This window comes from Pseudomonas sp. GW456-L13, from assembly GCF_017350115.1.
In the GTDB taxonomy this organism is placed as follows: domain Bacteria; phylum Pseudomonadota; class Gammaproteobacteria; order Pseudomonadales; family Pseudomonadaceae; genus Aquipseudomonas; species Aquipseudomonas jessenii.
The window spans coordinates 2191283-2216817 of sequence record NZ_JACNAS010000002.1 but is presented as its reverse complement, the minus strand read 5'-3'; the positions used below and the strand labels follow the sequence as shown (position 1 = coordinate 2216817).

Genomic DNA, 25535 nt, shown 5'->3' with positions numbered 1-25535 from the left:
CAGGGAACGCCATCTGCCCATGATCCATATCCCGAAATCGGAATACAGCCGTCGCCGCAAGGCCCTGATGGCGCAGATGGAACCCAACAGCATCGCCATCCTGCCCGCCGCCGCGGTGGCCATTCGTAACCGCGACGTCGAGCACGTCTACCGCCAGGACAGTGACTTCCAGTACCTCAGCGGCTTTCCCGAGCCCCAGGCCGTATTGGTGTTGATGCCGGGGCGCGTACATGGCGAATACATCCTGTTCTGCCGCGAACGCAATGCCGAGCGCGAGCTGTGGGATGGCTTGCGTGCCGGGCAGGAAGGCGCGATTCGCGACTTCGGCGCCGACGATGCCTTTCCGATCACTGATATCGACGACATCCTGCCGGGCCTGATCGAAGGCCGTGACCGGGTGTATTCGGCCATGGGCAGCAACCCCGAATTCGACCGCCACCTGATGGAGTGGATCAACGTGATCCGCTCCAAGGCCAACCTCGGTGCCCAGCCGCCGAACGAATTCGTTGCCCTGGATCATCTGCTGCACGACATGCGCCTGTATAAATCGGCGGCAGAAGTGAAAGTGATGCGCGAGGCGGCGCGGATTTCCGCCCAGGCGCACGTACGGGCAATGCAGGCCTGTCGCGCCGGATTGCACGAATTCAGCCTGGAAGCCGAGCTCGATTACGAATTCCGCAAGGGCGGGGCGAAGATGCCGGCCTACGGGTCGATCGTCGCGGCGGGGCGCAACAGCTGCATCCTGCATTACCAGCAGAATGACGCGCTGCTCAAGGACGGGGATCTGGTGCTGATCGATGCCGGTTGCGAGATCGACTGCTACGCCAGCGACATCACCCGGACCTTTCCGGTCAGCGGCAAATATTCAGCGGAGCAGAAAGCGATCTACGAATTGGTGCTGGCCTCCCAGGAAGCCGCCTTTGCCGAAATCGCCCCGAACAAGCACTGGAATCAGGCGCACGAGGCCACGGTCCGGGTCATCACGGCCGGGCTGGTCGAGCTGGGTCTGCTGCGTGGTGACGTTGACGAACTGATCGCCAGTGAAGCCTACAAGGCGTTTTACATGCACCGCGCCGGCCATTGGTTGGGCATGGATGTGCATGACGTCGGCGAATACAAGGTCGGCGGCGAGTGGCGCGTGCTGGAAGTCGGCATGGCGCTGACCGTTGAGCCGGGGATCTATATCGCCCCGGACAACCAGAATGTTGCGAAGAAATGGCGCGGCATCGGCGTGCGCATCGAGGACGACGTAGTGGTTACCAAAACCGGCTGTGAAATATTGACGAGCGGCGTGCCGAAAACCGTCGCCGAGATAGAGGCCCTGATGGCCGCCGCGCGGGCACAGGCAGCATGAGTCGAGTCAATCTGGCAATCATTGGTGGCGGGCTGGTCGGTGCAAGTCTGGCACTGGCGCTTCAGGCCGGGGCCAAAGCCCGAGGCTGGAAGATCGTGTTGATCGAGCCGTTTGCTCCTGGTGACACCTGGCAACCGAGTTACGATGCCCGTTCCTCGGCGTTGTCCTTCGGCTCGCGGCAAATCTATCAACGGTTGGGTGTCTGGCAGGAAGTCTCGCGCCGAGCCGAGCCGATCAAGCAGATTCATGTTTCCGACCGTGGTCGATTCTCGACGGCGCGGTTGTCGGCGATGGAAGAGGGTGTTCCAGCGCTGGGTTATGTCGTTGAAAACGCCTGGCTCGGCCAATGCCTGTGGCAAGGCCTGGACAAGGACGTGATCAGATGGCACTGCCCGGCAGAAGTCACCCGCATGGAGCCGCTGACCGACGGCTACCGCCTGACCCTCAATGATGAAACCACCCTGGAATGCGACCTCGCGGTGCTCGCCGATGGTGGCCGCTCTGGCCTGCGCGAGCAACTTGGGATCGGCATCCGCAAGCGTCCGTACAACCAGAGCGCGCTGATCGCCAACATCACCCCGAGCGAAGCCCACAACGGCATGGCTTTCGAGCGCTTCACCGACGAAGGCCCGATGGCGTTGCTGCCGCTTCCGGATAATCGCTGCGCATTGGTCTGGACCCGCCTGGGCATGGACGCGCAACGCCTGGCAGCCCTCGACGAGCGCAGCTTCCTCAGCGAGTTGCAGGGTGTGTTCGGTTATCGCCTTGGCACATTGAATCAGGTGGGTGCGCGGCATCTGTATCCGCTGACACTGGTCGAGGCCGAAGAACAGGTGCGCCCGCATCTGGCGGTGCTCGGCAACGCGGCGCACAGCCTGCATCCGATTGCCGGCCAGGGATTCAACCTGTCCCTGCGCGACGCTCAGGCCCTGGCCAATGCCTTGCTCGCCAGTGAAAAACCATTGGGCGACTTCGCCACGTTGCAGGCCTATCGCGAACACCAGCGTCTCGATCAGGACCTCACCGTGGGTTTCTCCGATCAGGTTACGCGCCTGTTCGGCAGTACCCAGCCGCTGGTGTCCCTGGGGCGCAACATCGGCTTGCTCGGCCTCGATCTTCTGCCACCGGCCAAACGCTGGTTTGCCCGGCAGGCGATGGGGCTGGGTACGCGTCCAGATGCGTAACTGGCTGATCCGCCGATTCGGCAAGGCGCGATTGATAAAATACCTGCCTTGCAGGTTCGACATTCATGACAGCGCCGGCCACTGGGTGGCGCGGGTCGGGAAAACCCTTTACGTGCGGCTCAAGCCGCAAGAGAGACAGGCTTAAAGCATGGAAATGCGCGCAGATCTGCTGATTGTCGGGGCCGGAATGGTCGGCAGCGCCCTGGCGCTGGCGTTGCAGGACAGCGGGCTGGAAGTCCTGCTGCTGGACGGCAGCCCCATGAGCGTCAAACCGTTCAACGCTCAGGCAGCGTTTGAGCCACGGGTGAGCGCCTTGTCGGCCGCCAGCCAGCGGATTCTCGAGCGCCTGGGCGTGTGGGACGGCATCGCCGGGCGGCGCAGCAGCCCCTACACCGACATGCAGGTCTGGGATGGCAGCGGCACCGGGCAAATCCACTTCTCGGCGGCCAGCGTGCATGCCGAGGTGCTGGGGCATATCGTCGAGAACCGCGTGGTCCAGGATGCCTTGCTCGAGCGCCTGCACGATTGCGACCTGGGGTTGCTGGCCAATGCTCGCCTGGAGCAGATGCGCCGCTCCGGCGATGACTGGCTGCTGACCCTGGCCGATGGCCGCACCCTGCGCGCGCCGCTGGTGATCGCGGCAGATGGCGCCAACTCGGCGGTGCGACGCCTGGCCGGAGTGGCGACCCGCGAATGGGATTATTTGCACCATGCCATCGTCACCAGCGTGCGTTGCGCCAAACCGCATCAGATGACGGCGTGGCAGCGCTTCACCGACACCGGCCCGTTGGCGTTTCTGCCCCTTGAGCGGGACGGCCAACAGGATTGGTGTTCGATCGTCTGGTCGACCACACCCGGCGAAGCCGAACGTCTGATGGCGATGGATGAGCAAGGTTTCTGCAAGGCATTGGAGCGGGCCTTTGAAGGTCGGCTCGGCGAAGTACTGAGCGCCGATCCGCGCCTGTGTGTGCCCCTGCGTCAGCGGCATGCCAAGCGGTATGTGGCTGAAGGCCTGGCATTGATCGGCGACGCGGCCCACACCATTCACCCGTTGGCCGGGCAGGGGGTGAATCTCGGATTCCTCGATGCCGCCGTGCTGGCCGAAGTGTTGCTGCAAGCGGCAACACGTGGCGAACGCCTGGCGGATGTGAAAGTCCTCAGCCGTTACGAGCGTCGGCGCATGCCCCACAACCTGGCGTTGATGGCGGCGATGGAAGGCTTCGAGCGGTTGTTCCAGGCCGATCCGTTGCCGGTGCGCTGGTTGCGTAATACCGGGTTGAAAATGGTGGAGAAAATGCCGGAAGCCAAGGCGTTGTTCGTGCGTGAAGCGCTGGGGTTGATCGGGGATTTACCGGCACTCGCCAAGGCCTGAGATTTTTGTTGAGGTTAAAGGCCCCATCGCGAGCAAGCTCGCTCCCACAGGAATTCAGGTGTTAATGCAATTTGTGTGAACGCTGGAGAACCCTGTGGGAGCGAGCTTGCTCGCGATGGCGACAGTTCGGCCACCCAATATTCCCGCTTGTGCAACATCTGGTAACTCCTCCGCAAGCGGGTTCGATTGAGAAGCTAAATGTGAGTCCTTATCATTTGTCCTCATTTTTCAATCGAGAGACCGCTCCCATGTTGGCACCGAAGCGTCTACTGACTGCACTGGCCTTGACCCTGATCGGCAGCACCGCCGCCCAGGCCGCTGACGAAGTGGTGGTCTACTCCTCGCGAATCGACGAGCTGATCAAGCCAGTATTCGATGCCTACACCGCCAAGACCGGCGTGAAGGTGAAGTTCATCACCGACAAGGAAGCGCCGTTGATGCAGCGGCTCAAGGCCGAGGGCGCGAATACGCCGGCCGACCTGCTGCTCACCGTCGATGCCGGTAACCTCTGGCAAGCCGAGCAGATGGGCATCCTCCAGCCGTTCACCTCGAAAACCATCGACACCAATATTCCGCTGCAATACCGGGCAGCCTCCCACGCCTGGACCGGCCTGAGCCTGCGGGCGCGGACCATTGCCTACTCCACAGATCGGGTGAAGCCGGGTGAACTGACCACCTACGAAGCGCTGGCCGACAAACAATGGGAAGGCCGCCTGTGCCTGCGCACGGCGAAGAAGGTCTACAACCAGTCCCTGACCGCGACCATGATCGAAGTACACGGCGCCGGGAAGACCGAGGAAATCCTCAAGGGCTGGGTCAGGAACCTGTCCACCGACGTGTTCTCCGACGACACCGCCGTGCTGGAAGCGATCAACGCCGGCCAGTGTGACGTCGGTATCGTCAACACCTACTACTACGGCCGCCTGCACAAGCAGAAGCCAGACCTGCCGGTGAAACTGTTCTGGCCGAACCAGGCTGACCGTGGCGTACACATCAACCTGTCGGGTATCGGCCTGACACAACACGCGCCACACCCGGAAGCGGCCAAGGCTCTGGTGGAGTGGATGACCACCCCTGAAGCGCAGAAAATCTTTGCCGACGTGAACCAGGAGTTCCCGGCGAATCCGGCCGTGCAGCCATCGGCTGAAGTCGCCGCATGGGGCAAGTTCATTGCTGATACCTTGCCTGTGGAAATCGCCGGCAAGCGCCAGGCTGAGGCGATTCGCATGATGGACAAGGCTGGCTGGAACTGAGCCAGCTGTTATGCTGCGCCCCGCCTAGGCGGGGCGTTTGTTTTTGCGTTACGCACCCCTGACGCTGTAGGAGCGAGCTTGTTCGCGATGAACGTCAGGGCGCCGCGGACCGTCAGGCTACCCGCATTATCGTTGACGTTTTTCGCAAGCGAGCTCGCTCCTGCCAGTGTCGATCTCATCCATTAGATAGTAGAGAACCAAGCCTGTGGCCCATCCCGCCCAACGCCGCTGGTATCCAGTCGTCTTCGCCATTGCTGCGCTGGTCCTGTTGCCCCTGAGCGTGCTGCTGCTGTCCTGGCAAACTATCGATCAACAGATCTGGTCTCATCTCTGGGACACGCAGATGCCGCGTTTGCTGGGCAATACCCTGACCCTGGTGCTAGGCGTCGGTGTCGGCGTGACAGTCCTGGGTGTCAGCCTGGCCTGGCTCACCAGCCTTTGCGAATTCCCCGGTCGGCGCTGGCTGGACTGGGCATTGATGCTGCCCTTCGCGATCCCGGCCTATGTGCTGGCCTTTGTCTTCGTCGGCCTGCTGGATTTTGCCGGGCCCGTGCAAACCCTGCTGCGCGAGTGGTTTGGCAGTGGCCTGCGGCTGCCGCGCGTGCGCTCCACGGGTGGCGTGATCGTCGTGCTCGTGCTGGTTTTCTATCCCTATGTTTACCTGCTGGCCCGCACAGCCTTCCTTGCCCAGGGCAAAGGCCTGATGGAAGCCGCGCGGGTCCTTGGCCAATCGCCCTGGCAAGCGTTCTGGCGGGTGGCATTGCCCATGGCGCGGCCAGCCATCGGTGCGGGCGTGGCATTGGCACTGATGGAAACCCTGGCGGACTTCGGCGCAGTGTCGGTGTTCAACTTCGATACCTTCACCACGGCCATCTACAAGACCTGGTACGGTTTTTTCAGCCTGTCGTCCGCCGCGCAACTGGCCAGCCTGTTACTGCTGGTGGTGATGCTCGTGCTCTACGGCGAACGGCGTGCCCGTGGGGCGAACAGGGCAAGTAACGAGCGACCTCGGGTCAAGGCGCTGTATCACCTGCGAGGCGTCAAGGCGCTGGCGGCCACGACGTGGTGCTGCCTGGTGTTCGCCTGTGCTTTCGTTATCCCGATGCTGCAATTGGTGGTGTGGTTCTGGCTGCGTGGGCGCTTCGATCTCGACGAGCGCTACACCGGGTTGATCGTCCATACCTTGTACCTGGGGGCGATGGCGGCGTTGATCACCGTCAGCGTCGCCTTGTTACTGGCGTTTGCCCGACGACTGGCGCCCACCCGGGTCATTCGTTCCGGGGTCAGTCTGGCCAACCTGGGCTACGCCTTGCCCGGTTCGGTGCTGGCGGTGTCGATCATGCTCGCGTTCAGTTACCTGGACCGCGAACTGGTGATCCCGCTCTCGAGCTGGCTCGGTGGCGCGGGCAAGCCGCTGCTGCTGGGCAGCCTGTCGGCATTGTTGCTGGCGTATCTGGTGCGCTTCATTGCGGTGGCTTACGGACCGCTGGAAAGCAGCCTGGCGCGTATACGGCCATCTTTGCCCGAAGCGGCACGTAGCCTTGGCGTCAGTGGGCCACGACTGTTTTTCAAAGTGTATCTGCCACTATTGCTACCCGGCACGTTGAGCGCCGCGCTGCTGGTGTTCGTCGATGTGCTCAAGGAAATGCCCGCAACCTTGCTGATGCGCCCGTTTGGCTGGGACACGCTGGCGGTGCGAATCTTCGAAATGACCAGCGAAGGCGAATGGGCGCGGGCGTCTTTGCCGGCATTGACCCTGGTACTGGTCGGGCTGTTACCGGTCATCGGATTGATCCGACGCTCAGCACATCGAAACAGCTAGGTGTCAGTCCTACACCTTGCGGCTACAATGCGCGGCATTCGGTGCGGTCCGTCTGACAGACCAGGTAGCTGAAATCGGCTGAAGGCCCTTTGTTTCAAGGCATTCAGTCCGTGCAGCACCTGCCCGCATCTTCGCCACGCCCGGAAGGAGAAACCCATGGGACAGCGTACGCCTCTGTATGACCTTCATCTCGCACTCGGCGCGAAGATGGTCGATTTTGGCGGTTGGGACATGCCTCTGCATTATGGATCGCAGGTCGAGGAACACCATCAGGTGCGCCGCGATTGCGGTGTCTTCGATGTATCCCACATGACCGTAATCGATGTCGGTGGCGCCCAGGCAAAAGCCTGGCTCCGGCATTTGCTGGCCAATGATGTCGAACGCCTGCACAGCCCCGGCCGTGCGTTGTACAGCACCATGCTCAACGAGCAGGGCGGGATTGTCGACGACATGATCGTCTACCGTCTCGATGAGGGTTATCGCCTGGTGGTCAACGCCTCCACCCGCGATCAGGACATGGCCTGGATGCAAGCGCATCTCGACGGTTTCGATGTGCAACTTCGCGAGCGTACCGAGTTGGCGATGCTGGCCATCCAGGGCCCCCACGCCCGGCAGAAAATTGCCGAACTGGTCAGTCAGTCCCGCGGCAACCTGATCCAGCTCCTCAAGCCTTTCGAAGGCCTGTCCGATGGTGACTGGTTCATCGCACGCACCGGTTATACCGGCGAAGACGGCCTGGAAATCATTCTGCCGGCCGATCAGGCGCCAGGCTTTTTCAACGATCTGGTCGGAGCTGGGATTTCTCCCATCGGCCTCGGCGCGCGAGATACCTTGCGGGTCGAAGCCGGCATGAACCTTTACGGTCAGGACATCCAGCAGGATATTTCACCCTTGGCCTCCAATATGGCCTGGAGCATTGCCTGGGAACCTGCCGCCCGGCAGTTCATCGGGCGCAAGGCGCTGGAAACCGAGCAGGCCGCCGGCGTACAGCACAAACTGGTCGGTCTGGTCCTTGAGGAGCGTGGTGTTTTGCGTGCTCATCAGGTGGTCCGCATCGCCGATGTTGGCGAAGGGGAGATCACCAGTGGTAGTTTCTCTCCTACGCTAAGCAAGTCGATTGCACTGGCGCGCGTGCCGATGGCAACAGCCGACCGCGCTGAAGTGGAAATCCGTGGCAAGTGGTACCCGGTCCGGGTGGTCAAACCGACCTTCGTACGCCACGGCAAAACCTTGATCTAATCTTTTCTGGCGGACATGACCGCCGACCATTTCCTGAGGACACAGAACATGAGCGATATCCCTGCCGACCTGCGTTTTGCCGAAAGTCACGAATGGGCACGTCTGGAAGCCGATGGCACCGTCACCGTGGGCATCAGCGATCACGCGCAGGAAGCGCTGGGTGATGTGGTGTTCGTCGAGCTGACTGAAGTCGGCAACGTGTTTGCCGCTGAAGATCAGGCCGGTGTCGTTGAATCGGTGAAAGCCGCTTCCGACATCTACTCCCCGATTGCCGGTGAAGTGATCGCGGTCAACGAAGACTTGAGCGCTTCGCCGGAACTGCTCAACAGTGACCCGTACGGCGCGTGGATCTTCAAGATCAAGCCAAGCAACGCTGCAGACCTGGAAAAACTGCTGGATGCCGCCGGCTACAAGGCCGCCATCGGCGAGTAAGCCTTCAGCGTCATCCAAAGCCCCGACTCGTCGGGGCTTTTTGTTGTCTGGCGAATTTCCCTTGTAGGAGCGAGCTTGCTCGCGATGGTCGTTAACGATAACGCTGCAACTTGAGACCCCGCGGCGCGCTCGGGGTCATCGCGAGCAAGCTCGCTCCTACAGAGTGGCTGCTATGCTGGTTTGACCGTGTTGCATCGACGCTGAGCGCCAGTCAAGAGAGAGCCCGTCATGTCCCAATTGCCGTCCCTGAGCCAGTTACGCGACCCCAATGCCTTTCTGCGCCGCCACCTCGGGCCCGATGCCGCCGAGCAACAGGCGATGCTCGACAGCCTCGGCCTGGGCAGTCGGGTCGATTTGATCGAGCAGACGGTGCCGCCGGGCATCCGCCTCAACCGGCCGCTGGACCTGCCCCCGGCACTCGATGAAGAGGCCGCGCTGGCCAAGCTGCGCGGTTATGCCGAGCAGAACCAGGTCTGGACCAGCCTGATCGGCATGGGCTACCACGGCACCCTCACACCGGCGGTCATTCTGCGTAATGTGCTGGAAAATCCCGGCTGGTACACCGCATACACCCCCTATCAGCCAGAGATCGCCCAAGGGCGACTTGAAGCGCTGCTGAACTTCCAGCAACTGACCATCGACCTGACCGGCCTGGAACTGGCCAATGCCTCGCTACTCGATGAAGCCACCGCCGCGGCGGAGGCCATGGCCCTGGCCAAGCGGGTCGCCAAGTCCAAAAGCAACCTGTTCTTTGTCGACGAAAACTGCCACCCGCAAACCATTTCCGTGGTGCAGACCCGCGCTGAAGGTTTCGGCTTCGATCTGATCGTCGACACTGTGGATAACTTGAAACGGCACCAGGTGTTCGGCGCGCTGTTGCAATACCCTGACACCCACGGTGAAATCCACGACCTGCGACCGCTGATTGATCACCTGCACGCGCAACAGGCCCTGGCCTGTGTCGCCACGGATTTGCTGAGCCTGTTGTTGTTGACTCCGCCGGGTGAACTGGGTGCCGATGTGGTGTTCGGCTCGTCCCAGCGATTTGGCGTGCCCATGGGCTACGGTGGGCCTCATGCGGCGTTTTTTGCCAGCCGCGATGAATACAAGCGTGCGATTCCCGGGCGGATCATCGGTGTTTCGAAAGATGCGCGGGGCAACACCGCCCTGCGCATGGCCCTGCAAACCCGCGAGCAACACATTCGCCGGGAGAAGGCCAACTCCAACATCTGCACGGCCCAGGTGCTGCTGGCCAATATCGCCAGTTTCTATGCGGTCTACCACGGTCCCGAAGGGCTCAAGCGAATTGCCCAGCGGGTTCATCGGCTGACCTGCATCCTTGCCACCGGGCTTGAGCGCAACGGTATCGTCCGGGTGAACCGGCACTTCTTCGACACCCTGACGCTGGAAGTCGGCGGGACCCAGACCGCCATCATCGAAAGTGCCCGGGCTGCGCAGATCAACCTGCGCATTCTCGGGCGCGGCCAACTGGGCTTGAGCCTCGACGAGACCTGCGACGAAGGCACCGTGGCGAAGCTGTTCGACGTGTTCCTGGGGGCCGATCACGGGCTCAGCATCGACGACCTGGATGCCGAAGTCTTGCCTGGCGGAATTCCCCAGGGGCTGGCGCGAACCTCACCTTATCTGCGTCACCCCGTGTTCAGCGCCCATCACAGCGAAACCGAGATGCTGCGCTACCTCAAGCAGCTGGAAAACAAGGACCTGGCGCTCAATCAATCGATGATCCCATTGGGCTCCTGCACCATGAAGCTCAACGCCACCAGCGAGATGATCCCGATTACCTGGCCGCAGTTCGCCAACCTGCACCCGTTCGTGCCCAAGGAGCAGGCCGCCGGTTATGGGCTGATGATCGAGGAACTGGAGCGCTGGTTGTGCGCGATCACCGGTTTCGACGCGATTTGCATGCAACCCAACTCCGGTGCCCAGGGCGAATACGCCGGGCTGCTGGCGATCCGCAAATACCATGAGAGCCGGCAACAGGGCGGCCGCGATATCTGCCTGATTCCTTCGTCGGCTCACGGCACCAATCCCGCGTCGGCGCAAATGGCCGGGATGCGCGTGGTGATCGTCGAGTGCGACGAGGCGGGCAACGTCGACCTGGATGACCTCAAGGAAAAAGCCGCGCAGGCCGCCGAAAAACTCGCCTGCCTGATGGCGACCTATCCTTCGACCCATGGGGTGTATGAGGAAGGCATCAGCGAAATCTGTGAGGTGATCCACCAGCACGGGGGGCAGGTGTACATGGATGGCGCCAACCTCAACGCTCAGGTGGGGTTGGCGCGGCCGGCCGATATTGGTGCCGATGTCTCGCACATGAACCTGCACAAGACCTTCTGCATTCCCCATGGTGGCGGTGGGCCGGGCATGGGGCCGATTGGTGTTCGGGCACATCTGGCGCCGTTCGTGGCCAACCATCCGGTGGTGCCAATCGACGGGCCGCACCCGCAAAATGGCGCCGTCAGCGCAGCGCCTTGGGGCAGCGCAAGCATTCTGCCGATCAGCTGGATGTACATCGCCATGATGGGGCCGCAACTGGCGGACGCCAGCGAAGTGGCGATCCTGGCCGCGAATTATCTGGCGCGGCATTTGTCCGGTGCTTTCCCGGTGCTCTATACCGGGCGCAACGAACGGGTGGCCCACGAATGCATCCTCGACCTGCGACCGCTCAAGGCGTTGACCGGCATTACCGAGGAGGACGTGGCCAAGCGTCTGATGGATTACGGCTTCCATGCCCCGACCATGTCGTTTCCCGTGCCGGGGACGCTGATGGTCGAGCCGACCGAAAGTGAATCGAAGGCGGAGCTGGACCGGTTCATCGGGGCGATGCTGAGCATCCGCGCGGAAATCAACGAGGTGCAGAACGGTAATTGGCCGGCTGAAGAAAACCCGTTGAAAGGTGCGCCGCATACGTTGGCCGATATCACCGGCGTGTGGGAACGACCCTACAGCATCGTGCAAGCGGTCACGCCGGACGCGCACACCAAGGCTCACAAATACTGGCCGGTGGTGAACCGGGTGGACAACGTGTATGGGGACCGGAACCTGTTTTGTGCGTGTGTGCCGGTGGATGATTACCGCTGACATCTCAGGCAACACATAACCCCTGTAGGAGCGAGCTTGCTCGCGATTGCGGTGTGACAGTCAATGAAGTTTTTACTGATCCACCGCTATCGCGAGCAAGCTCGCTCCCACAGGGCGGCTCGGTGAACATGAGATTTGTGTTCGCAAGGCAAAAAAATGCCGCTCAATTGAGCGGCATTTTTCATTCGCAACGGTTACTCCGAAGCCACGGCATTCTTCGCCAGGATCGCGTTCGCCAGTTCCATGTCCGTGGCTTGCAGGCCCGGGTTTTCGGCGCGGACCTTCTGCATGGCCGCTTCCAGGTACGGACCGCGGATACCGCCGTCACTGGCGACGAAGCTGCTGGCATCGTCCTGGGCCGCGACGACCAGCTTGTTATCCTTGGATGTCAGATAGCTCGAACCGGTGGTTGCACCGGACGTAAGAACGTTACGCCAAAAAGTATCGGCCATCGCCGAACCGACAGGCAGGGACAACAGCGCGACGGTAGCGACAGCAAGTTTGAAACGCATGACAGGGTGACTCCACTGGGTTGACTACGCGGTTGGATTGCCAACCCCCAATCGAGTTCCGTGGTCGCTTAATCCGCCGCTTCGACCAACAGGATGGCGCCTTGCTGGCCGACCACCCGCACGCGGCTGCCAGTGGCGGTGTCCGGCCCGCGGGCCATCCACACGCCGTCAGCCACCTTGATCTTGCCGCGACCGTCGACAATCGCTTCATGCACCACGAAGGTTTTGCCGATCAGTTCCTGGCCGCGCAGATTCAGGTGCGGCTGATCACTCGGACGCATTGCCGTGCGCTGACGCCGCCACCAGTACAACGCGGTGGTGATCGACAGCAGGCCGAACAACAGAAACTGCCATTCCCAGGACAGGTCCGGCATCAGGAAGGTCAAGACGCCCACGGTTGCCGCGGCCATACCGATCCACAGCAGATAACCGCCGGCGCCGAACACTTCGAGAATCAACAGTACCGTGCCCAGCGCCAACCAGTCCCAGAATGAAAGGTGCTGCAAAAATGCCCACATGGCGTGCCTCAGGCTTTCTTGTTATCGAAAGTGGCCTTGACGATTTCGCCAATGCCGCCCACCGCACCGATCATCGAACTGGCTTCCAGCGGCATCAGGATCACCTTGCTGTTGTTGGCCGAGGACAACTTGCCCAGCGCATCGATGTACTTCTGCGCCACGAAGTAGTTCACCGCCTGCACGTTGCCGCTGGCGATGGCTTCGGACACCACTTTGGTCGCCTGGGCTTCTGCCGCGGCTTGCCGCTCGCGGGCTTCGGCTTCCAGGAAGGCGGCCTGGCGACTGCCTTCGGCTTCGAGGATCTGCGCCTGCTTCTTGCCTTCCGCGGTCAGGATCGCTGCGGCGCGCAGGCCCTCGGCCTCGAGGATCTGTGCACGCTTGATTCGCTCGGCTTTCATCTGCCCCGACATCGCCGCCATCAGGTCGGCGGGCGGGCTGATGTCCTTGATCTCGATCCGGGTGATCTTGATGCCCCAAGGCGCGGTCGCTTCGTCGACGGTGCGCAGCAGTTTTTCGTTGATCCCGTCACGCTGGCTGAGCATGGCGTCGAGCTCCATCGAGCCGAGCACGGTGCGGATGTTGGTTTGCAGCAGATTGCGGATGGCGTGTTCGAGGTTGTTGACCTCGTAGGCCGCCTGGGCGGTGTTGACCACCTGGAAGAAGCACACGGCGTCGATTTGCACCGTGGCGTTGTCGGCGGTAATGACTTCCTGTGGCGGAATATCCAGCACGCTTTCCATCACATTCATCTTGCGGCCGATGCGGTCCATGACCGGAATGATGACGTTCAGCCCCGGCTTGAGCGTGTTGGTGTAGCGACCGAAACGCTCGACGGTCCATTCAAAGCCTTGGGGCACGACCTTGAAACCCATGAACAGAATGGCGACCACCAGGCCGACAAAAAGCAAAAGCACACTACCGATCTGCATAACGATTCCTTGTTGATGTGTGGATCTGTGGAGTTGCAATGGCTGAAGTGTAGCTGTGCCGATGCCGGATCAGTACAGCCAGGCTCAGTTCTGCTCGCTCTGGGGAGTCACGCGCAGAATCTCCTCGATAGTCGTCAGCCCGGCGGCGACCTTTTGCGCTCCTGACAACCGCAGGCTGCGCATGCCCTCCTTGAATGCCTGGCGCCGCACGGCCAGCAGATCGGTGTCGGGACTGATCAACGCCTTGATGCCATCGCTCAGTTGCATGATTTCGTAGACCCCGGCGCGACCGCGATAACCGGTGTCGCGGCATTCCACGCAACCGATGGCACGCTGGGCATTGGCCGGCAACGGTGCTTGCCAGGGACGGGTCAGGGTTTGCCAGTCGTCTTCGCCCAGCGTCAGCGGCGCCTTGCAGTGCGGGCACAGGGTTCGCACCAGTCGCTGGGCCATGACGCCAAGCACTGTGGCCTTGATCAGGTAATGCGGCACGCCGAGCTCCAGAAGACGGCTGATGGCGCTGGGCGCGTCGTTGGTGTGCAGGGTCGACAGCACCAGGTGCCCGGTGAGCGCCGCCTGGATCGCCATTTCCGCGGTTTCGAGGTCGCGGATCTCGCCGATCATGATGATGTCCGGGTCTTGCCGCATCAACGCGCGCACGCCGGCGGCGAAGGTCAGGTCGATGTTGTGCTGGACCTGCATCTGGTTGAACGCCGGCTCGACCATTTCAATCGGGTCTTCGATGGTGCAGAGGTTGACCTCCGGCGTCGCCAGTTTTTTCAGGGTGGTGTAGAGGGTGGTGGTCTTGCCCGAGCCCGTCGGCCCGGTAACGAGGATGATGCCGTGGGGTTGGCGGGTCATGTCTTGCCAGCGGCGCAGGTCGTCGGCGGAGAAACCAAGCTGGTCGAAGTCCTTGAGCAATACTTCCGGATCGAAGATCCGCATGACCATTTTTTCGCCGAAGGCCGTGGGCAGTGTCGACAAACGCAATTCGACTTCACCGCCGTCCGGAGTCTTGGTTTTCACCCGGCCGTCCTGGGGTTTGCGTTTCTCCGCGACGTTCATGCGCCCCAGGGTTTTCAGGCGACTGACGATGGCCATGGTGACCTGGGGCGGGAATTGATAGACGTTGTGCAGCACGCCGTCGATGCGAAAGCGCACCGTGCCTTGCTCGCGCCGGGGCTCGATATGGATGTCGCTGGCGCGTTGCTGGAACGCGTACTGGAACAGCCAGTCGACGATATTGACGATGTGTGCGTCGTTGGCGTCCGGCTCCTGGTCGCTGGCGCCGAGGTTGAGCAGCTGTTCGAAATTGCCGAGGGTACTGACGTGCGGGTCGGCGCTGTTCGCCCCGGTGACCGATTTGGCCAGGCGGAAGAATTCGACGCTCAAGCGCTGGATGTCCACGGGGTTGGCCACCACGCGCTTGATCGGCAATTTGAGCACGTGGGTCAGGTCAGCCTCCCAGCCGCTGACATAAGGCTGGGCGCTGGCCACGGTTACCGCCTCGCGGTCGATGGCTACCGCGAGGATCTTGTGGCGCTGGGCGAAGGCATAGGACATCAGCGGGGTCACGGCCGCGACGTTGATTTTCAGTGGGTCGATGCGCAGGTAAGGCTGGCCGGCCTGCCGGGACAGCCACAGGGTCAGGCTCTCGAGGTCCAGCGGTTTGCCGGGGCGGCTGAGATCGTCCAGCTGTTGGCTGGCAATGAACTCCAGCGGATGCATCTGCCCAAGGGAGGCGTTGCGGCGGCGGGCATTGAGTGCGTGTTCGGCCGAATCCTGGCTGATAAAGCCCTGGGCGACGAGTTCGCGCAGTAGATCATTGAGATCCAGCCAGCGGTCCTGAAGGGCGATTTGTACGGACATGCGGGCTCCTTTTGAACGACAGTGCGCAAAGGATAGCCGTGGCCCGGCTGACCGCTGGGCCACTACCCGACAAAGCCGTTTCGGAGTTTTTCAGCCCGCCGCTTGAACCGCTTCGGTCCATGGGGCATCAGCTTCTTGCAGCTCCACCGAGCAGACGCTGATCAGGTTGCGAAGTTTTTCCGCAATCACTTGCGCGCGGTGCCAGCTCAAACCGTCGATGACAACTTCGATGGTCAGCCAGTCGTCCTGGCGCTGCGCGTTGACCTGCTCCGGCGTGAGCAATTGCAGGGCGAACAGATTGAGGGCGCGACACAGCAGGTCCGGTTCAGCCTCGGCCGTCATTTGATAGCGAACCCGGCAATGGGCGTTGCCGACGTTCCAGACATCGGCGCGGGCAGGTGGGGTGTTCACGGCTTCGAGATACGGCATGGTCAGGCTCCAGAATCATTGGAGAAATGTTTACATCCTGTGCCGGGTATTTCTTCTCTATGATTGGCTGTATTGCAGGAATGAAGAATAAATCAATTCACTTATTACGCAGTTAAGGGTTTTTTTATGCATAGCGAACTGGACAGCTACGACCGCAAGATCCTCGCCTTGCTGCAAGAGGACGCTTCGCTTTCCAGCGCACAGATCGCCGAGCAGGTGGGGCTCTCGCAATCGCCGTGCTGGCGGCGGATTCAGCGGATGAAAGAGGAGGGCATCATTCGCGGCCAGGTGACCTTGCTCGACCGCAAGAAAATCGGCCTGAACACGCAGATCTTCGCGGAGGTGAAACTCAATGCCCACGGGCGTTCGAACTTCACCGAATTCACCGAGGCGATTCGCGGCTTTCCGGAGGTGCTGGAGTGTTACGTGCTGATGGGGGCGGTGGATTTCTTGCTGCGGATTGTCACGGCGGACATCGAGGCGTACGAGCGCTTCTTCTTCGAGAAACTGTCGATGGTGCCGGGGATTCAGGAGGTCAATTCGATCGTGGCGTTGTCGGAGATCAAGTCGACCACCAGTTTGCCGGTCTGAAATTTTGCGGTGACTGTGCCGGCCTCATCGCGAGCAAGCTCGCTCCCACAAGGACCGCATAAATCCTGTGGGAGCGAGCTTGCTCGCGATGGCGGTATTACAGGCGCAGCAACATTTTCCAGGCGCGGTTCTGATACACCGCAATCGCCTGCTGCTTACGTGCATCCAGGACTTCGTCGGTGATCGACTCGTTGGCCAGTTGCGCCAGCTTGTTCAACTCGCCGTACAGGCGATCCATTTCCGGGATCTCCAGCACGTTACGCGCATGGTGCAGCCAGACCTGGATGCGTTCGATGCGCGGCAGTTGCTCGGCCAGGTCTTCCGGTTGTTGCTGGTAACGTTGCAGTTGCAACGAAGTGGCTTCTTCGCCCAGCAGGCGCGGCAACCAGCTGCCCAGTTGCGCAGCGCCCTGGCGATTGCCACGGGTGTTGCGGTCGGCGGCCCAGGTGCGGGCCAGCAGCCAGCGCGAGGTGGTCAGGGAGAACAGGCCCCAGCGCGGGTCTTCGAGCTCTTCGAGGAACTGCTCGGGCGCGGCTTTGCGCACGTCTTCATCGTCCAGGCCGGCTTGTACCAGCGGACGCCAGTCTTCCAGCAAGGCATCGAGGGCGATACGCAGATCGTGGGTCGACTGACGCGGAGCGGCCTGGCCCAGGCTGCTGATCAGCGCGCGCATTTCCGCGAGGCACTCGACCCAGTCCTGCAACAGGCGCCAGTGACCGTTGAAGCGATACTGCTCGGCCAGACGCTGGCTGCTGCCCAGCAAATGCCAGCTCAGCGCGGCGAACGCGTCGTCCAGCGGCGTTTCAGCGGTGATCTGCGGTGCCGGCAGGCTCAACGAATAGCTGTGGGCGTCGTACAGGCGATAACCGCGCTCGGCCTTGCTGATATCGCATGGCATCAGGGCCAGTTTCTCGGCCAGCTCGGCGGCCAGTTCCAGCAGGGCTGCCGGTTCGCCTTCGCGCAGTTCCAGTTCCAGCTCGCAGATTTCTTCTTTCTGCTTGCCGACCACGACGTGACCCAAGTCCAGCGCTGCTTCGATGACCACTTTGGTCTTGCCGCGACCCCAGGCGAGTTCCGCGCGTTCGCGGACGAAGTCGGTGGTGAAGATTGGCTTCAGGGTCTTCTTGTCCAGTTCGGCCAGTTCCTCGGGCCAACATTCGCCGTCGAGTTTCTTCAGGTCGAGCTTGGCCTTGGGCAGGTTCCAGTCGTATTCGTTACGAACGGACAGACCGGCGACGCTCTGGCCGCGGGTCTTGAGGGTCTGAATCACTTCTTCGCCATCCTTGCGCAGGCGCAGGGCGACTTTTGCCTGGGCCAGGTCACGCTCGGGCGTGTCGAAGTACTGATTCATCAACTCACGGCGTTCCCAGCCACTTTTGTTGCGTTTTTTCAGTAACGGGTGCTCGCGCAGTGCGGCGAGGGTTTCGCGGCTGACGCGGAGTTTGATTTCGGTTTCTTTCTGCATGGCCGGAAAATCCAGGATCGGGAGCGCAGCCGGGGGAATGTGTGGCTGCCAAGGTCGTGCAGTGTACAGGACTCAAGGTTAGTACGCGCCGAGACGGTTTATTCCTGTCATCGGTTGGTTCTATGATGGACTTCAATTCAGGTGCCGGGAGTCAGCGATGCCATTGCCGTCGATGAAAGAACAATTCGCTGCGTTGATCGCTGCACCGTCCGTCAGTTGCACCCAACCCAGTCTCGATCAAACCAACCGCCCGGTCATCGATCTGCTGGCGACGTGGCTCGGTGAGCTGGGTTTTACCTGCGATATCCAGCAAGTCAGCCCCGGCAAGTTCAACTTGCTGGCCAGTTTCGGCTCCGGCCCCGGCGGCCTGGTCCTGGCCGGGCACAGCGACACCGTGCCGTTCGACGGTGCGCTGTGGCAAACCGACCCGCTGAAGCTCACTGAAGTCGACGGTCGTTGGGTCGGCCTGGGCAGTTGCGACATGAAGGGCTTTTTCGCCCTGGCCATCGAGGCGGTCATACCGCTGCTCGATCAGCCGTTCAAACAGCCGTTGCTGATTCTCGCCACTTGCGATGAAGAAAGTTCGATGTCCGGTGCCCGCGCGCTGGCCGAAGCGGGGCGACCGCTGGGGCGGGCGGCGGTGATCGGCGAGCCGACAGGGCTCAAGCCGATCCGCATGCACAAGGGCATCATGATGGAGCGCATCGACATCCTTGGTCAGAGCGGTCATTCCTCCGACCCGCGCCTGGGGCACAGCGCCCTGGAAGCCATGCACGATGCCATCGGTGAACTGCGTGGCCTGCGCTTGTTATGGCAGCGCGAATTCCGCAATCCACAGTTTGGCGTGCCGACGCCAACGATGAATTTCGGCTGCATCCATGGCGGCGACAACCCCAACCGCATCTGCGGCCAGTGTTCGCTGGAATTCGATTTGCGGCCGCTGCCCGGCATGGATCCCAAGGTCCTGCGCGCCGAGATCCTGCAGAAGCTCAAGCCGGTTGCCGAGCGGCATCAGGTCAAGATCGATTACGCGCCGTTGTTCCCCGAAGTGCCGCCGTTCGAGCAGGCCGAGGACGCAGAGTTGGTGCGCATTGCCGAAAAGCTCACCGGTCACAGCGCCGAAGCGGTGGCGTTCGGCACCGAAGCACCTTATCTTCAGCGTCTTGGCTGTGAAACGCTGGTGCTTGGCCCGGGTGATATCGCCTGCGCCCATCAGCCGGGGGAATACCTCGAAATGTCACGTTTGCAGCCTACGGTGCATCTATTAAGGCAACTGATCGAACACTATTGCCTGACACCCGTGTAGGAGCGAGCCTGCTCGCGATGGACGTTAACGATGACGAGGGCTGCCTGGATGAGCGCGGTGCCCTCATATCCATCGCGAGCAAGCTCGCTCCTACAGGGTTTTGCAGTTAAATTGCCGATGTCCCAACCCGTATTCATGAGGAGAGCGCGCGTGTCGCCAAGCCTGTTCCGACGATAACCATCAGCCCGCTGTGCGTTTTCAGTTTCGCCCTTTTTTCGGCTGCTATTTATTACAGGCCCAGGTTCATGCCCGAATACGTCAATTGGCTTCGTCACGCTTCGCCTTACATCAACGCCCACCGCGATTGCACCTTTGTCGTCATGCTGCCCGGCGACGGCGTTGAACACCCGAATTTCGGCAATATCGTCCATGACCTGGTGCTGTTGCACAGCCTGGGCGTGCGTCTGGTGCTGGTTCACGGTTCCCGCCCGCAAATCGAAGCGCGCCTCGCGGCCCGTGGCCTGACCCCGCATTACCACCACGGGATGCGCATCACCGATGCCGCGACCCTGGAGTGCGTGATCGACGCGGTTGGCCAGTTACGCATTGCCATTGAGGCTCGCCTGTCGATGGACATGGCTTCGTCGCCGATGCAGGGTTCGCGCCTGCGGGTGGCCAGCGGCAACCTGGTGACGGCACGGCCGATCGGCGTGCTTGAAGGCGTCGACTATCACCACACCGGCGAAGTGCGCCGGGTCGACCGCAAGGGCATCAACCGTCTGCTGGACGAGCGTTCCATCGTGCTGTTGTCGCCGCTGGGCTATTCGCCGACCGGGGAGATTTTCAACCTGGCCTGCGAAGACGTCGCCACCCGCGCGGCCATCGACCTGGGCGCGGACAAACTGCTGCTGTTCGGCGCCGACCTGGGCCTGATCGACGAACACGGGCGCCTGGTGCGTGAACTGCGTCCGCAGCAGGTGCCGGCGCATCTGCAACGGTTGGGCAGTAACTATCAGGCAGAATTGCTCGATGCAGCGGCCGAAGCTTGCCGTGGCGGCGTGGCCCGCAGCCATATCGTCAGTTATGCCGAAGACGGTGCACTGCTGACCGAGCTGTTCACCCGCGACGGTGGCGGTACGCTGGTGGCCCAGGAGCAGTTCGAAGTCGTACGCGAAGCGGCCATTGAAGACGTCGGTGGTTTGCTGGATTTGATCAGCCCGCTGGAAGAGCAGGGCATCCTGGTGCGCCGTTCCCGCGAGGTGCTGGAGCGCGAGATCGAACAGTTCAGTGTGGTCGAGCGCGAAGGCATGATCATCGCCTGTGCGGCGCTGTATCAGATTGCCGATTCGGATGCCGGTGAACTGGCGTGCCTGGCGGTGAATCCAGAGTATCGCCATGGCGGTCGCGGTGATGAATTGCTGGAGCGCATCGAGACCCGCGCCCGGGCTCAGGGTTTGAAGACATTATTCGTCCTTACTACCCGCACCGCTCACTGGTTCCGCGAGCGTGGTTTTGTGCCGAGCAGCGTTGATCGTCTGCCGTCGGCGCGGGCGTCGCTGTACAACTATCAGCGTAATTCGAAGATCTTCGAAAAAGCCCTTTGATCAGGATACGGTCCTTGTAGGAGCGAGCTCGCTCGCGAAAATCGTGAACGATAACGCGTAAAACCAGATGCCCCTTGGCGTCCTTGGGTTTTTCGCGAGCAGGCTCGCTCCTACAGAGGTCGGTGATGTTACTCGGCGACAAACTTCGCGCTGACATACGGCGAGTAATCCGGCAGCACCGTCTCCACCTTCCCTTGTTCCTTCAAGAATTTCGCCGTCTCGCCAATGGCCTTGGCCGTGCCGCCGTCCAGCAGCGCGGCGCTCTGTTGCGCCTTGGCATCCGGGAATGCGGAACCGGCCAATAACTCCGGCACATCGGCGGCATTGGCACCGGTCAGTTTGGCGATTTTCTGCACCGGTACCGAGTCGGCAGTCCAGCTGGCTTTATGCGCCGCGTAATCAGCAAAGGCATCGAGGGTGACCTTGGCGAATCTGGCCACCACCTCCGGGTGCTTCTCGGCGTAATCCTTGCGTGCCACCCAGACCTCGAAGGTGGGTGCTCCCCATTGGCCTACCTGTGCAGCGTCGGTCAGGGTCTTGCCACTCTTGCGGATTTCCCCCAGAGCGGGCGACCAGACAAACGCGCCATCAATATCTCCCCGCTTCCAGGCTGCCGCGATTTCCGCCGGCTGCAGGTTCACCACTTTGACTTTCGAACTGTCCAGGCCCCAGTGCTTCAACGCACCGAGCAGGCTGTAGTGGGAGGTTGAAACGAAAGGCGTGGCGATGGTCTTTCCGATCAGATCTTGTGGTTTTTCGATGCCGCTGCCATTGCGCACCACCAGCGCTTCGGCGGCATTGATCTGGGCCGAGACGATGAACGCGACAATCGGCAGCTTGCGCGAAGCGGCAGCGGCCAGCGGACTGGAGCCGAGATTGCCGATTTGTACATCGCCGGAGGCAATCGCCGTGACCACTTCCGGGCCGCTGTTGAAGCGTCGCCAGTCGATGGGCTGGCCGATGGTTTTTTCATAAAGGCCATCGGCCTGGGGGACTTTGCTGGGGTCGATTCCGGTTTGATAACCGACGGTGAGGTTCGCCGCTTGGGCGGTGAAAGAAAATGCGAGAGATACACAAACTGTAACAATTGGTCTGGATAGTGCGCGCTTGATCGTCATGGGGCTGCCTTTCGGTAAGGATTTGTTTCCGGATTGCGTAAGAAACTAATCGATCTAAAAAAGCAAAAATAAATACCTTTTAGGAATTAGCTTATGAGCCGAACCCTTTGTTCTGGGGGGGGCTGGAAATTGAGCGCTAAATTCCTAAACGGTATTAGAAAAGAATCGGGTAATTCTTTTCAGGTTCATGACGAATTCATGACCCGGCAGGGACCAAAAAATCGGGGGTTAGACAAAGGTCGTAGACATACATGGTTACGATTGACTTGTGGGTCACGGTCTGGCGCTAATCGCGCATCTTAGGATTTCGGGCGACGACTCGAGACCAGGAATACAAGAATTAGAATCGAGAGGAGCTACACAATGAACAAGTCCACCTTGGCTTTGGCCGTGGCCGTAGGGGTTTTGGCGCAGCAGGCAGGCGCCGCAGGTTTCCTGGAAGACAGCAAGGCGTCCATCAGTTCCCGGACCATGTATTACAACAACGATAACCGTGAAGGCGGTGCGGATCAGAAAGAGTCCGCAGAAGGCCTGAAATTCGATTATATGTCCGGTTTCACCCAAGGCACTGTCGGTTTCGGTATCGACGCCCAGGCACTGCTGGGTATCCACCTGGACGGCGGCAAGGGTCACCACCCGGACAACAACACCTTCTTCCCAAGCGACAGCGATGGTTCGGCCGTGTCCGAATGGAGCCGTGCAGCCGCTAACGTCAAGGCGCGCTTCTCGAAGACCGAAGCCCACCTGGGGGGCGCCCTGGCACCCAACTTGCCGATCCTGGTCGCGAACGACAGCCGTCTGCTGCCACAGACCTTTGACGGTGGCACCATCACTTCGAAAGAAATCGACAACGTGACCTTCAACGCAGGTCAGTTGGAGCATTCGGCGGGTCGCGCCTCTTCGAACTCCACCGGCCTGGCCGTGGCTGGCGGCACAGAGGACAGCAACAAGTTCTACTACGGTGGTGCTGACTGGAAGGTCACCAAGGACCTGACCCTGCAGTACTACCACTCGAATCTGAAGGACTACTACAAGCAGGACTTCCTTGGCCTGATCCACGTGTTTCCGATCGACGCCAAACAGTCCTTCAAGACTGATATTCGCTACTTCGACAGCAGCTCCGACGGCAAGAACGGTGATCCGGGTTTCCGTTTCAACAATAACAACGGTTTCGCCAAGACCCCGGGCGAGGTCGATAACAAGACCTGGAGCGCCATGTTCACCTACACCCTGGGTGGCAACGCCTTCCTGCTCGGTCATCAGCGCGTCAGCGATGACGGTGGTTTTGTCTACCTGAACCAGGGCAACGTGGTTGATGGCAATGGCCGTCCGGAAGGCAACGGCGGCGCCAGCTTCTACCTGTTCACCGACTCCATGATCAACGGATTTGTTCGTGCCGGTGAAAACACCACCTTCGGTCAGTACTCGTATGACTTCGCCGGACTGGGCGTGCCGGGCCTGAAAACTTCGATCGCCTACCTGCATGGCGACAACATCAAGGCTACCAACGGCAGCGGCCCTGATGGCTCCGAGTGGGAACGCGACATGCGGATCGACTACACCATCCAGCAGGGCGCTCTCAAAGGCTTCGGCGTAACGCTGCGTAATGGTGTCTACCGTGGCAGTGAAGTCTCCAACAACCCTGATGTTGACCAGACTCGTCTGATCTTCAACTACACCTACAGCTTCCTGTAACAAGCCTTGTAAAAAAGCCTCGCCTGCTGGCGAGGTTTTTTTTGTCTGTTTTTTAATATTCCATAAAGATCTTTGCTGATTATTTATTATTCTTTTTAGTTTTTAAATATCCCGCTTAAAGTGCGCCTGTCCGGCACTCATCCCTGAGCCCGGATTTGGCGATTTCGTCCCTCGACAATAGGTCAGGTGCAGGAATCGGCCTTGCCGCCGATACCTCGGATCTGTCGTGGGAAGTCATATTCCTAAGTGATATTAAAAAAAATCAAAAAATTCTTTTTGGCTTTAAGGCCATGTATCCTGCGGCCCGCCAAATGACCGGCCTAGACGGTTTGCCGCGAATTTATGCATTCAGGATCCCGGGCAATCGATTCGGGACCAGGAACATCAGAACTAGAAACGAGAGGAGCGAAACATGAACAAGTCCACCTTGGCCATGGCTGTGGCCGTCGGGGTTTTGACCCAGCAGGCAAGCGCCGCGGGTTTTATCGAAGACAGCAAGGCAACATTGGGGCTGCGTAACTTCTACATCAATACCGACTACCGTGACGGAGTCGGTGCCAACAAAAACGAAGAGTGGGGCCAAGGCTTCGATCTGCGTTTCATCTCCGGTTACACCCAGGGCACCGTCGGCTTCGGCATCGATGCGATCGGCCTGTTGGGCGTGAAACTGGATTCGGGCGGCGGTACCAACGGCGCCACGGCGACCTCTTACGGCGGCACGGTTTTCCCGAGCAAATCCAACGGCGAGGCAGTTGATGATTTCTCCAGCCTGGGCCTGACGGCCAAAGCCAAGGTTTCCCAGACCGAATTGAAGCTGGGCACCCTGCAGCCGAAAAACCCGGTGATCGTGACCAACGATGGTCGTCTGCTGCCGCAAACCTGGCAGGGTGGCCAGATCACGTCCGGCGACATCAAGGATCTGACCCTGGTTGGTGGCCAGATCGAAGCCGTTAAAGGCCGTAACTCCAGCAACAATGAGCAGATGTCGATTTCGGGCGCGAACACTCGCGGCACCAAATTCCGCGACAGCAACAAGTTCATCTATGCCGGTGGCGACTACAAGATCACCAAGGACCTGACGGCCCAGTACTACTACGGCAATCTGGAAGAGTTCTACAAGCAACACTTCCTGGGTCTGGTGCACAACTGGGCAATCGGCCCTGGCGTGTTGAAGTCGGATTTCCGTTATTTCAACAGCTCTGATGATGGTGCCAACGGTCACGACCCGCTGTACTTCACCACTGGCAACTACAACGCGCCAAACGGTAAAGGCAAGGTCGACAACAACCTGTACAGCGGCCTGTTCCTGTACACCGTTGCCGGTCACACCTTCGGTGGCGGTTATCAGGTCAGCAACGGCAGCAGCGATTTCCCTTGGCTGAACCAGGGCGACGGTTCGTCGAACTACACCATCACCGATGCGCAAATCCAGAAGTTCGGCCGTGCCGGCGAGCGTACCTGGCAAGCACGCTACTCCTATGACTTCGCTAAGGTCGGCGTACCTGGCCTGACGGCGGGTCTGGTTTACCTGCACGGCGACAACATCGATACCGTTAACGCCAAGGGTGGCGAGGCGGCCAATGGTGCTTCCGAGTGGGAGCGCGATCTGAGCGTGGCTTACGTCGTTCAGGAAGGTCCGCTGAAAAACCTGGGCCTGGCGTGGAAAAACGCGACCTGGCGCACCGACCTGCCGAACACGCGTTCGCAGGACGAAAACCGCCTGATCGTCAGCTACTCGATCCCGCTGTTGTAATAGCGCTCGCGTAACCGAGACAAAAAAGCCCCGCCCGGTATTGCACCG

Annotated in this window: 20 protein-coding genes and 1 pseudogene; 14 read left to right on the top strand and 7 right to left on the bottom strand. The window is 60.7% G+C overall.

The genetic code is table 11. The features are described from left to right. Nucleotides 1–19 precede the first annotated feature (19 nt). The 9 genes and pseudogenes from pepP to gcvP all read left to right on the top strand — a co-directional run bounded on the left by pepP (nt 20) and on the right by gcvP (nt 11758). Nucleotides 20–1354: a Xaa-Pro aminopeptidase gene (gene pepP / locus J4D25_RS24275; RefSeq protein WP_057712823.1), complete on the top strand. Its 1335-nt coding sequence runs from the start codon at nt 20–22 to the stop codon at nt 1352–1354. Next, nucleotides 1351–2538, top strand: coding sequence for a 2-octaprenyl-6-methoxyphenyl hydroxylase (gene ubiH / locus J4D25_RS24270; RefSeq protein ID WP_057712824.1), 1188 nt, complete (start codon nt 1351–1353; stop codon nt 2536–2538). Before pepP ends, ubiH begins: the two co-directional genes overlap by 4 nt. Before the next feature lie 37 nt (nt 2539–2575). Further along, nucleotides 2576–2683: pseudogene (locus J4D25_RS27110) on the top strand (tetrameric acyl-CoA thioesterase); the annotation flags it as partial. Between the two features lie 9 nt (nt 2684–2692). Beyond that, complete coding sequence (locus J4D25_RS24265) at nt 2693–3910, top strand: 2-octaprenyl-3-methyl-6-methoxy-1,4-benzoquinol hydroxylase (RefSeq protein ID WP_198530251.1); 1218 nt, start codon at nt 2693–2695, stop codon at nt 3908–3910. 248 nt (nt 3911–4158) lie between these two features. Continuing rightward, the gene (locus J4D25_RS24260; RefSeq protein WP_057712826.1) at nt 4159–5163 is read left to right on the top strand and encodes an extracellular solute-binding protein; all 1005 of its coding nucleotides are present in this window, start codon (nt 4159–4161) and stop codon (nt 5161–5163) included. 205 nt (nt 5164–5368) lie between these two features. Next, nucleotides 5369–6985, top strand: coding sequence for an iron ABC transporter permease (locus J4D25_RS24255; protein WP_057712827.1), 1617 nt, complete (start codon nt 5369–5371; stop codon nt 6983–6985). Nucleotides 6986–7141: 156 nt separating this feature from the next. Further along, the gene (gene gcvT, locus J4D25_RS24250) at nt 7142–8224 is read left to right on the top strand and encodes a glycine cleavage system aminomethyltransferase GcvT (protein ID WP_057712828.1); all 1083 of its coding nucleotides are present in this window, start codon (nt 7142–7144) and stop codon (nt 8222–8224) included. 48 nt (nt 8225–8272) lie between these two features. Then, nucleotides 8273–8656 (top strand): glycine cleavage system protein GcvH, encoded by a 384-nt coding sequence (gene gcvH, locus J4D25_RS24245; protein WP_057712829.1) that lies wholly within the window; start codon nt 8273–8275, stop codon nt 8654–8656. Nucleotides 8657–8884: 228 nt separating this feature from the next. Continuing rightward, nucleotides 8885–11758 carry an aminomethyl-transferring glycine dehydrogenase gene (gcvP, locus tag J4D25_RS24240; protein WP_057712830.1) on the top strand — a complete coding sequence of 958 codons (2874 nt, stop codon included), beginning with the start codon at nt 8885–8887 and terminating at the stop codon, nt 11756–11758. 194 nt (nt 11759–11952) lie between these two features. On the opposite strand, the gene J4D25_RS24235 is transcribed toward gcvP, so the two are convergent. From J4D25_RS24235 to J4D25_RS24215, 5 genes are all read right to left on the bottom strand, one after another. Further along, nucleotides 11953–12270: a DUF2388 domain-containing protein gene (locus J4D25_RS24235; RefSeq protein WP_057712831.1), complete on the bottom strand. Its 318-nt coding sequence runs from the start codon at nt 12268–12270 to the stop codon at nt 11953–11955. 68 nt (nt 12271–12338) lie between these two features. Then, nucleotides 12339–12788 (bottom strand): NfeD family protein, encoded by a 450-nt coding sequence (locus tag J4D25_RS24230; RefSeq protein WP_057712832.1) that lies wholly within the window; start codon nt 12786–12788, stop codon nt 12339–12341. An 8-nt stretch (nt 12789–12796) separates the two neighbouring features. Next, nucleotides 12797–13717, bottom strand: coding sequence for an SPFH domain-containing protein (locus J4D25_RS24225; protein WP_057712833.1), 921 nt, complete (start codon nt 13715–13717; stop codon nt 12797–12799). Between the two features lie 84 nt (nt 13718–13801). Beyond that, entirely contained in the window at nt 13802–15586 is a 1785-nt protein-coding gene (locus tag J4D25_RS24220) for a GspE/PulE family protein (RefSeq protein WP_057712834.1), read from the bottom strand. A gap of 90 nt (nt 15587–15676) precedes the next feature. Then, nucleotides 15677–16015 (bottom strand): hypothetical protein, encoded by a 339-nt coding sequence (locus J4D25_RS24215; protein ID WP_057712835.1) that lies wholly within the window; start codon nt 16013–16015, stop codon nt 15677–15679. 126 nt (nt 16016–16141) lie between these two features. On the opposite strand from J4D25_RS24215, the gene J4D25_RS24210 reads away from it, so the two are divergent. After that, on the top strand, nt 16142–16606 hold the full coding sequence (locus tag J4D25_RS24210; protein ID WP_007978926.1) for an Lrp/AsnC family transcriptional regulator: 465 nt from the start codon (nt 16142–16144) through the stop codon (nt 16604–16606). A gap of 97 nt (nt 16607–16703) precedes the next feature. Here J4D25_RS24210 and J4D25_RS24205 read toward each other — a convergent pair whose 3' ends face one another. Continuing rightward, nucleotides 16704–18071 (bottom strand): inorganic triphosphatase, encoded by a 1368-nt coding sequence (locus J4D25_RS24205; protein WP_057712836.1) that lies wholly within the window; start codon nt 18069–18071, stop codon nt 16704–16706. A gap of 157 nt (nt 18072–18228) precedes the next feature. Between J4D25_RS24205 and argE the strand changes: the two genes are divergently transcribed. Both argE and argA read left to right on the top strand, forming a co-directional pair. Next, a complete protein-coding gene (gene argE, locus J4D25_RS24200) occupies nt 18229–19377 on the top strand; it encodes an acetylornithine deacetylase (RefSeq protein ID WP_057712837.1) in 1149 nt (382 codons plus the stop codon). Between the two features lie 245 nt (nt 19378–19622). Continuing rightward, the gene (argA, locus tag J4D25_RS24195) at nt 19623–20921 is read left to right on the top strand and encodes an amino-acid N-acetyltransferase (RefSeq protein WP_057712838.1); all 1299 of its coding nucleotides are present in this window, start codon (nt 19623–19625) and stop codon (nt 20919–20921) included. 128 nt (nt 20922–21049) lie between these two features. Here argA and tauA read toward each other — a convergent pair whose 3' ends face one another. Next, nucleotides 21050–22039, bottom strand: a complete 990-nt coding sequence (tauA, locus tag J4D25_RS24190) for a taurine ABC transporter substrate-binding protein (protein WP_057712839.1) — start codon at nt 22037–22039, stop codon at nt 21050–21052. A gap of 363 nt (nt 22040–22402) precedes the next feature. Here tauA and J4D25_RS24185 point away from each other — a divergent pair, with 363 nt between their 5' ends. Both J4D25_RS24185 and J4D25_RS24180 read left to right on the top strand, forming a co-directional pair. Next, complete coding sequence (locus J4D25_RS24185) at nt 22403–23734, top strand: OprD family porin (RefSeq protein ID WP_057712840.1); 1332 nt, start codon at nt 22403–22405, stop codon at nt 23732–23734. A gap of 412 nt (nt 23735–24146) precedes the next feature. Beyond that, nucleotides 24147–25487, top strand: a complete 1341-nt coding sequence (locus J4D25_RS24180) for an OprD family porin (protein ID WP_057712842.1) — start codon at nt 24147–24149, stop codon at nt 25485–25487. Nucleotides 25488–25535 lie beyond the last annotated feature (48 nt).

Coding starts and splice junctions, on each gene's coding strand:
- pepP (WP_057712823.1), top strand. CDS start 20: ATGATCCATATCCCGAAATCGGAATACAGCCGTCGCCGCAAGGCCCTG.
- ubiH (WP_057712824.1), top strand. CDS start 1,351: ATGAGTCGAGTCAATCTGGCAATCATTGGTGGCGGGCTGGTCGGTGCA.
- J4D25_RS24265 (WP_198530251.1), top strand. CDS start 2,693: ATGCGCGCAGATCTGCTGATTGTCGGGGCCGGAATGGTCGGCAGCGCC.
- J4D25_RS24260 (WP_057712826.1), top strand. CDS start 4,159: ATGTTGGCACCGAAGCGTCTACTGACTGCACTGGCCTTGACCCTGATC.
- gcvT (WP_057712828.1), top strand. CDS start 7,142: ATGGGACAGCGTACGCCTCTGTATGACCTTCATCTCGCACTCGGCGCG.
- gcvH (WP_057712829.1), top strand. CDS start 8,273: ATGAGCGATATCCCTGCCGACCTGCGTTTTGCCGAAAGTCACGAATGG.
- gcvP (WP_057712830.1), top strand. CDS start 8,885: ATGTCCCAATTGCCGTCCCTGAGCCAGTTACGCGACCCCAATGCCTTT.
- J4D25_RS24235 (WP_057712831.1), bottom strand. CDS start 12,270: ATGCGTTTCAAACTTGCTGTCGCTACCGTCGCGCTGTTGTCCCTGCCT.
- J4D25_RS24230 (WP_057712832.1), bottom strand. CDS start 12,788: ATGTGGGCATTTTTGCAGCACCTTTCATTCTGGGACTGGTTGGCGCTG.
- J4D25_RS24225 (WP_057712833.1), bottom strand. CDS start 13,717: ATGCAGATCGGTAGTGTGCTTTTGCTTTTTGTCGGCCTGGTGGTCGCC.
- J4D25_RS24220 (WP_057712834.1), bottom strand. CDS start 15,586: ATGTCCGTACAAATCGCCCTTCAGGACCGCTGGCTGGATCTCAATGAT.
- J4D25_RS24215 (WP_057712835.1), bottom strand. CDS start 16,015: ATGCCGTATCTCGAAGCCGTGAACACCCCACCTGCCCGCGCCGATGTC.
- J4D25_RS24210 (WP_007978926.1), top strand. CDS start 16,142: ATGCATAGCGAACTGGACAGCTACGACCGCAAGATCCTCGCCTTGCTG.
- J4D25_RS24205 (WP_057712836.1), bottom strand. CDS start 18,071: ATGCAGAAAGAAACCGAAATCAAACTCCGCGTCAGCCGCGAAACCCTC.
- argE (WP_057712837.1), top strand. CDS start 18,229: ATGCCATTGCCGTCGATGAAAGAACAATTCGCTGCGTTGATCGCTGCA.
- argA (WP_057712838.1), top strand. CDS start 19,623: ATGCCCGAATACGTCAATTGGCTTCGTCACGCTTCGCCTTACATCAAC.
- tauA (WP_057712839.1), bottom strand. CDS start 22,039: ATGACGATCAAGCGCGCACTATCCAGACCAATTGTTACAGTTTGTGTA.
- J4D25_RS24185 (WP_057712840.1), top strand. CDS start 22,403: ATGAACAAGTCCACCTTGGCTTTGGCCGTGGCCGTAGGGGTTTTGGCG.
- J4D25_RS24180 (WP_057712842.1), top strand. CDS start 24,147: ATGAACAAGTCCACCTTGGCCATGGCTGTGGCCGTCGGGGTTTTGACC.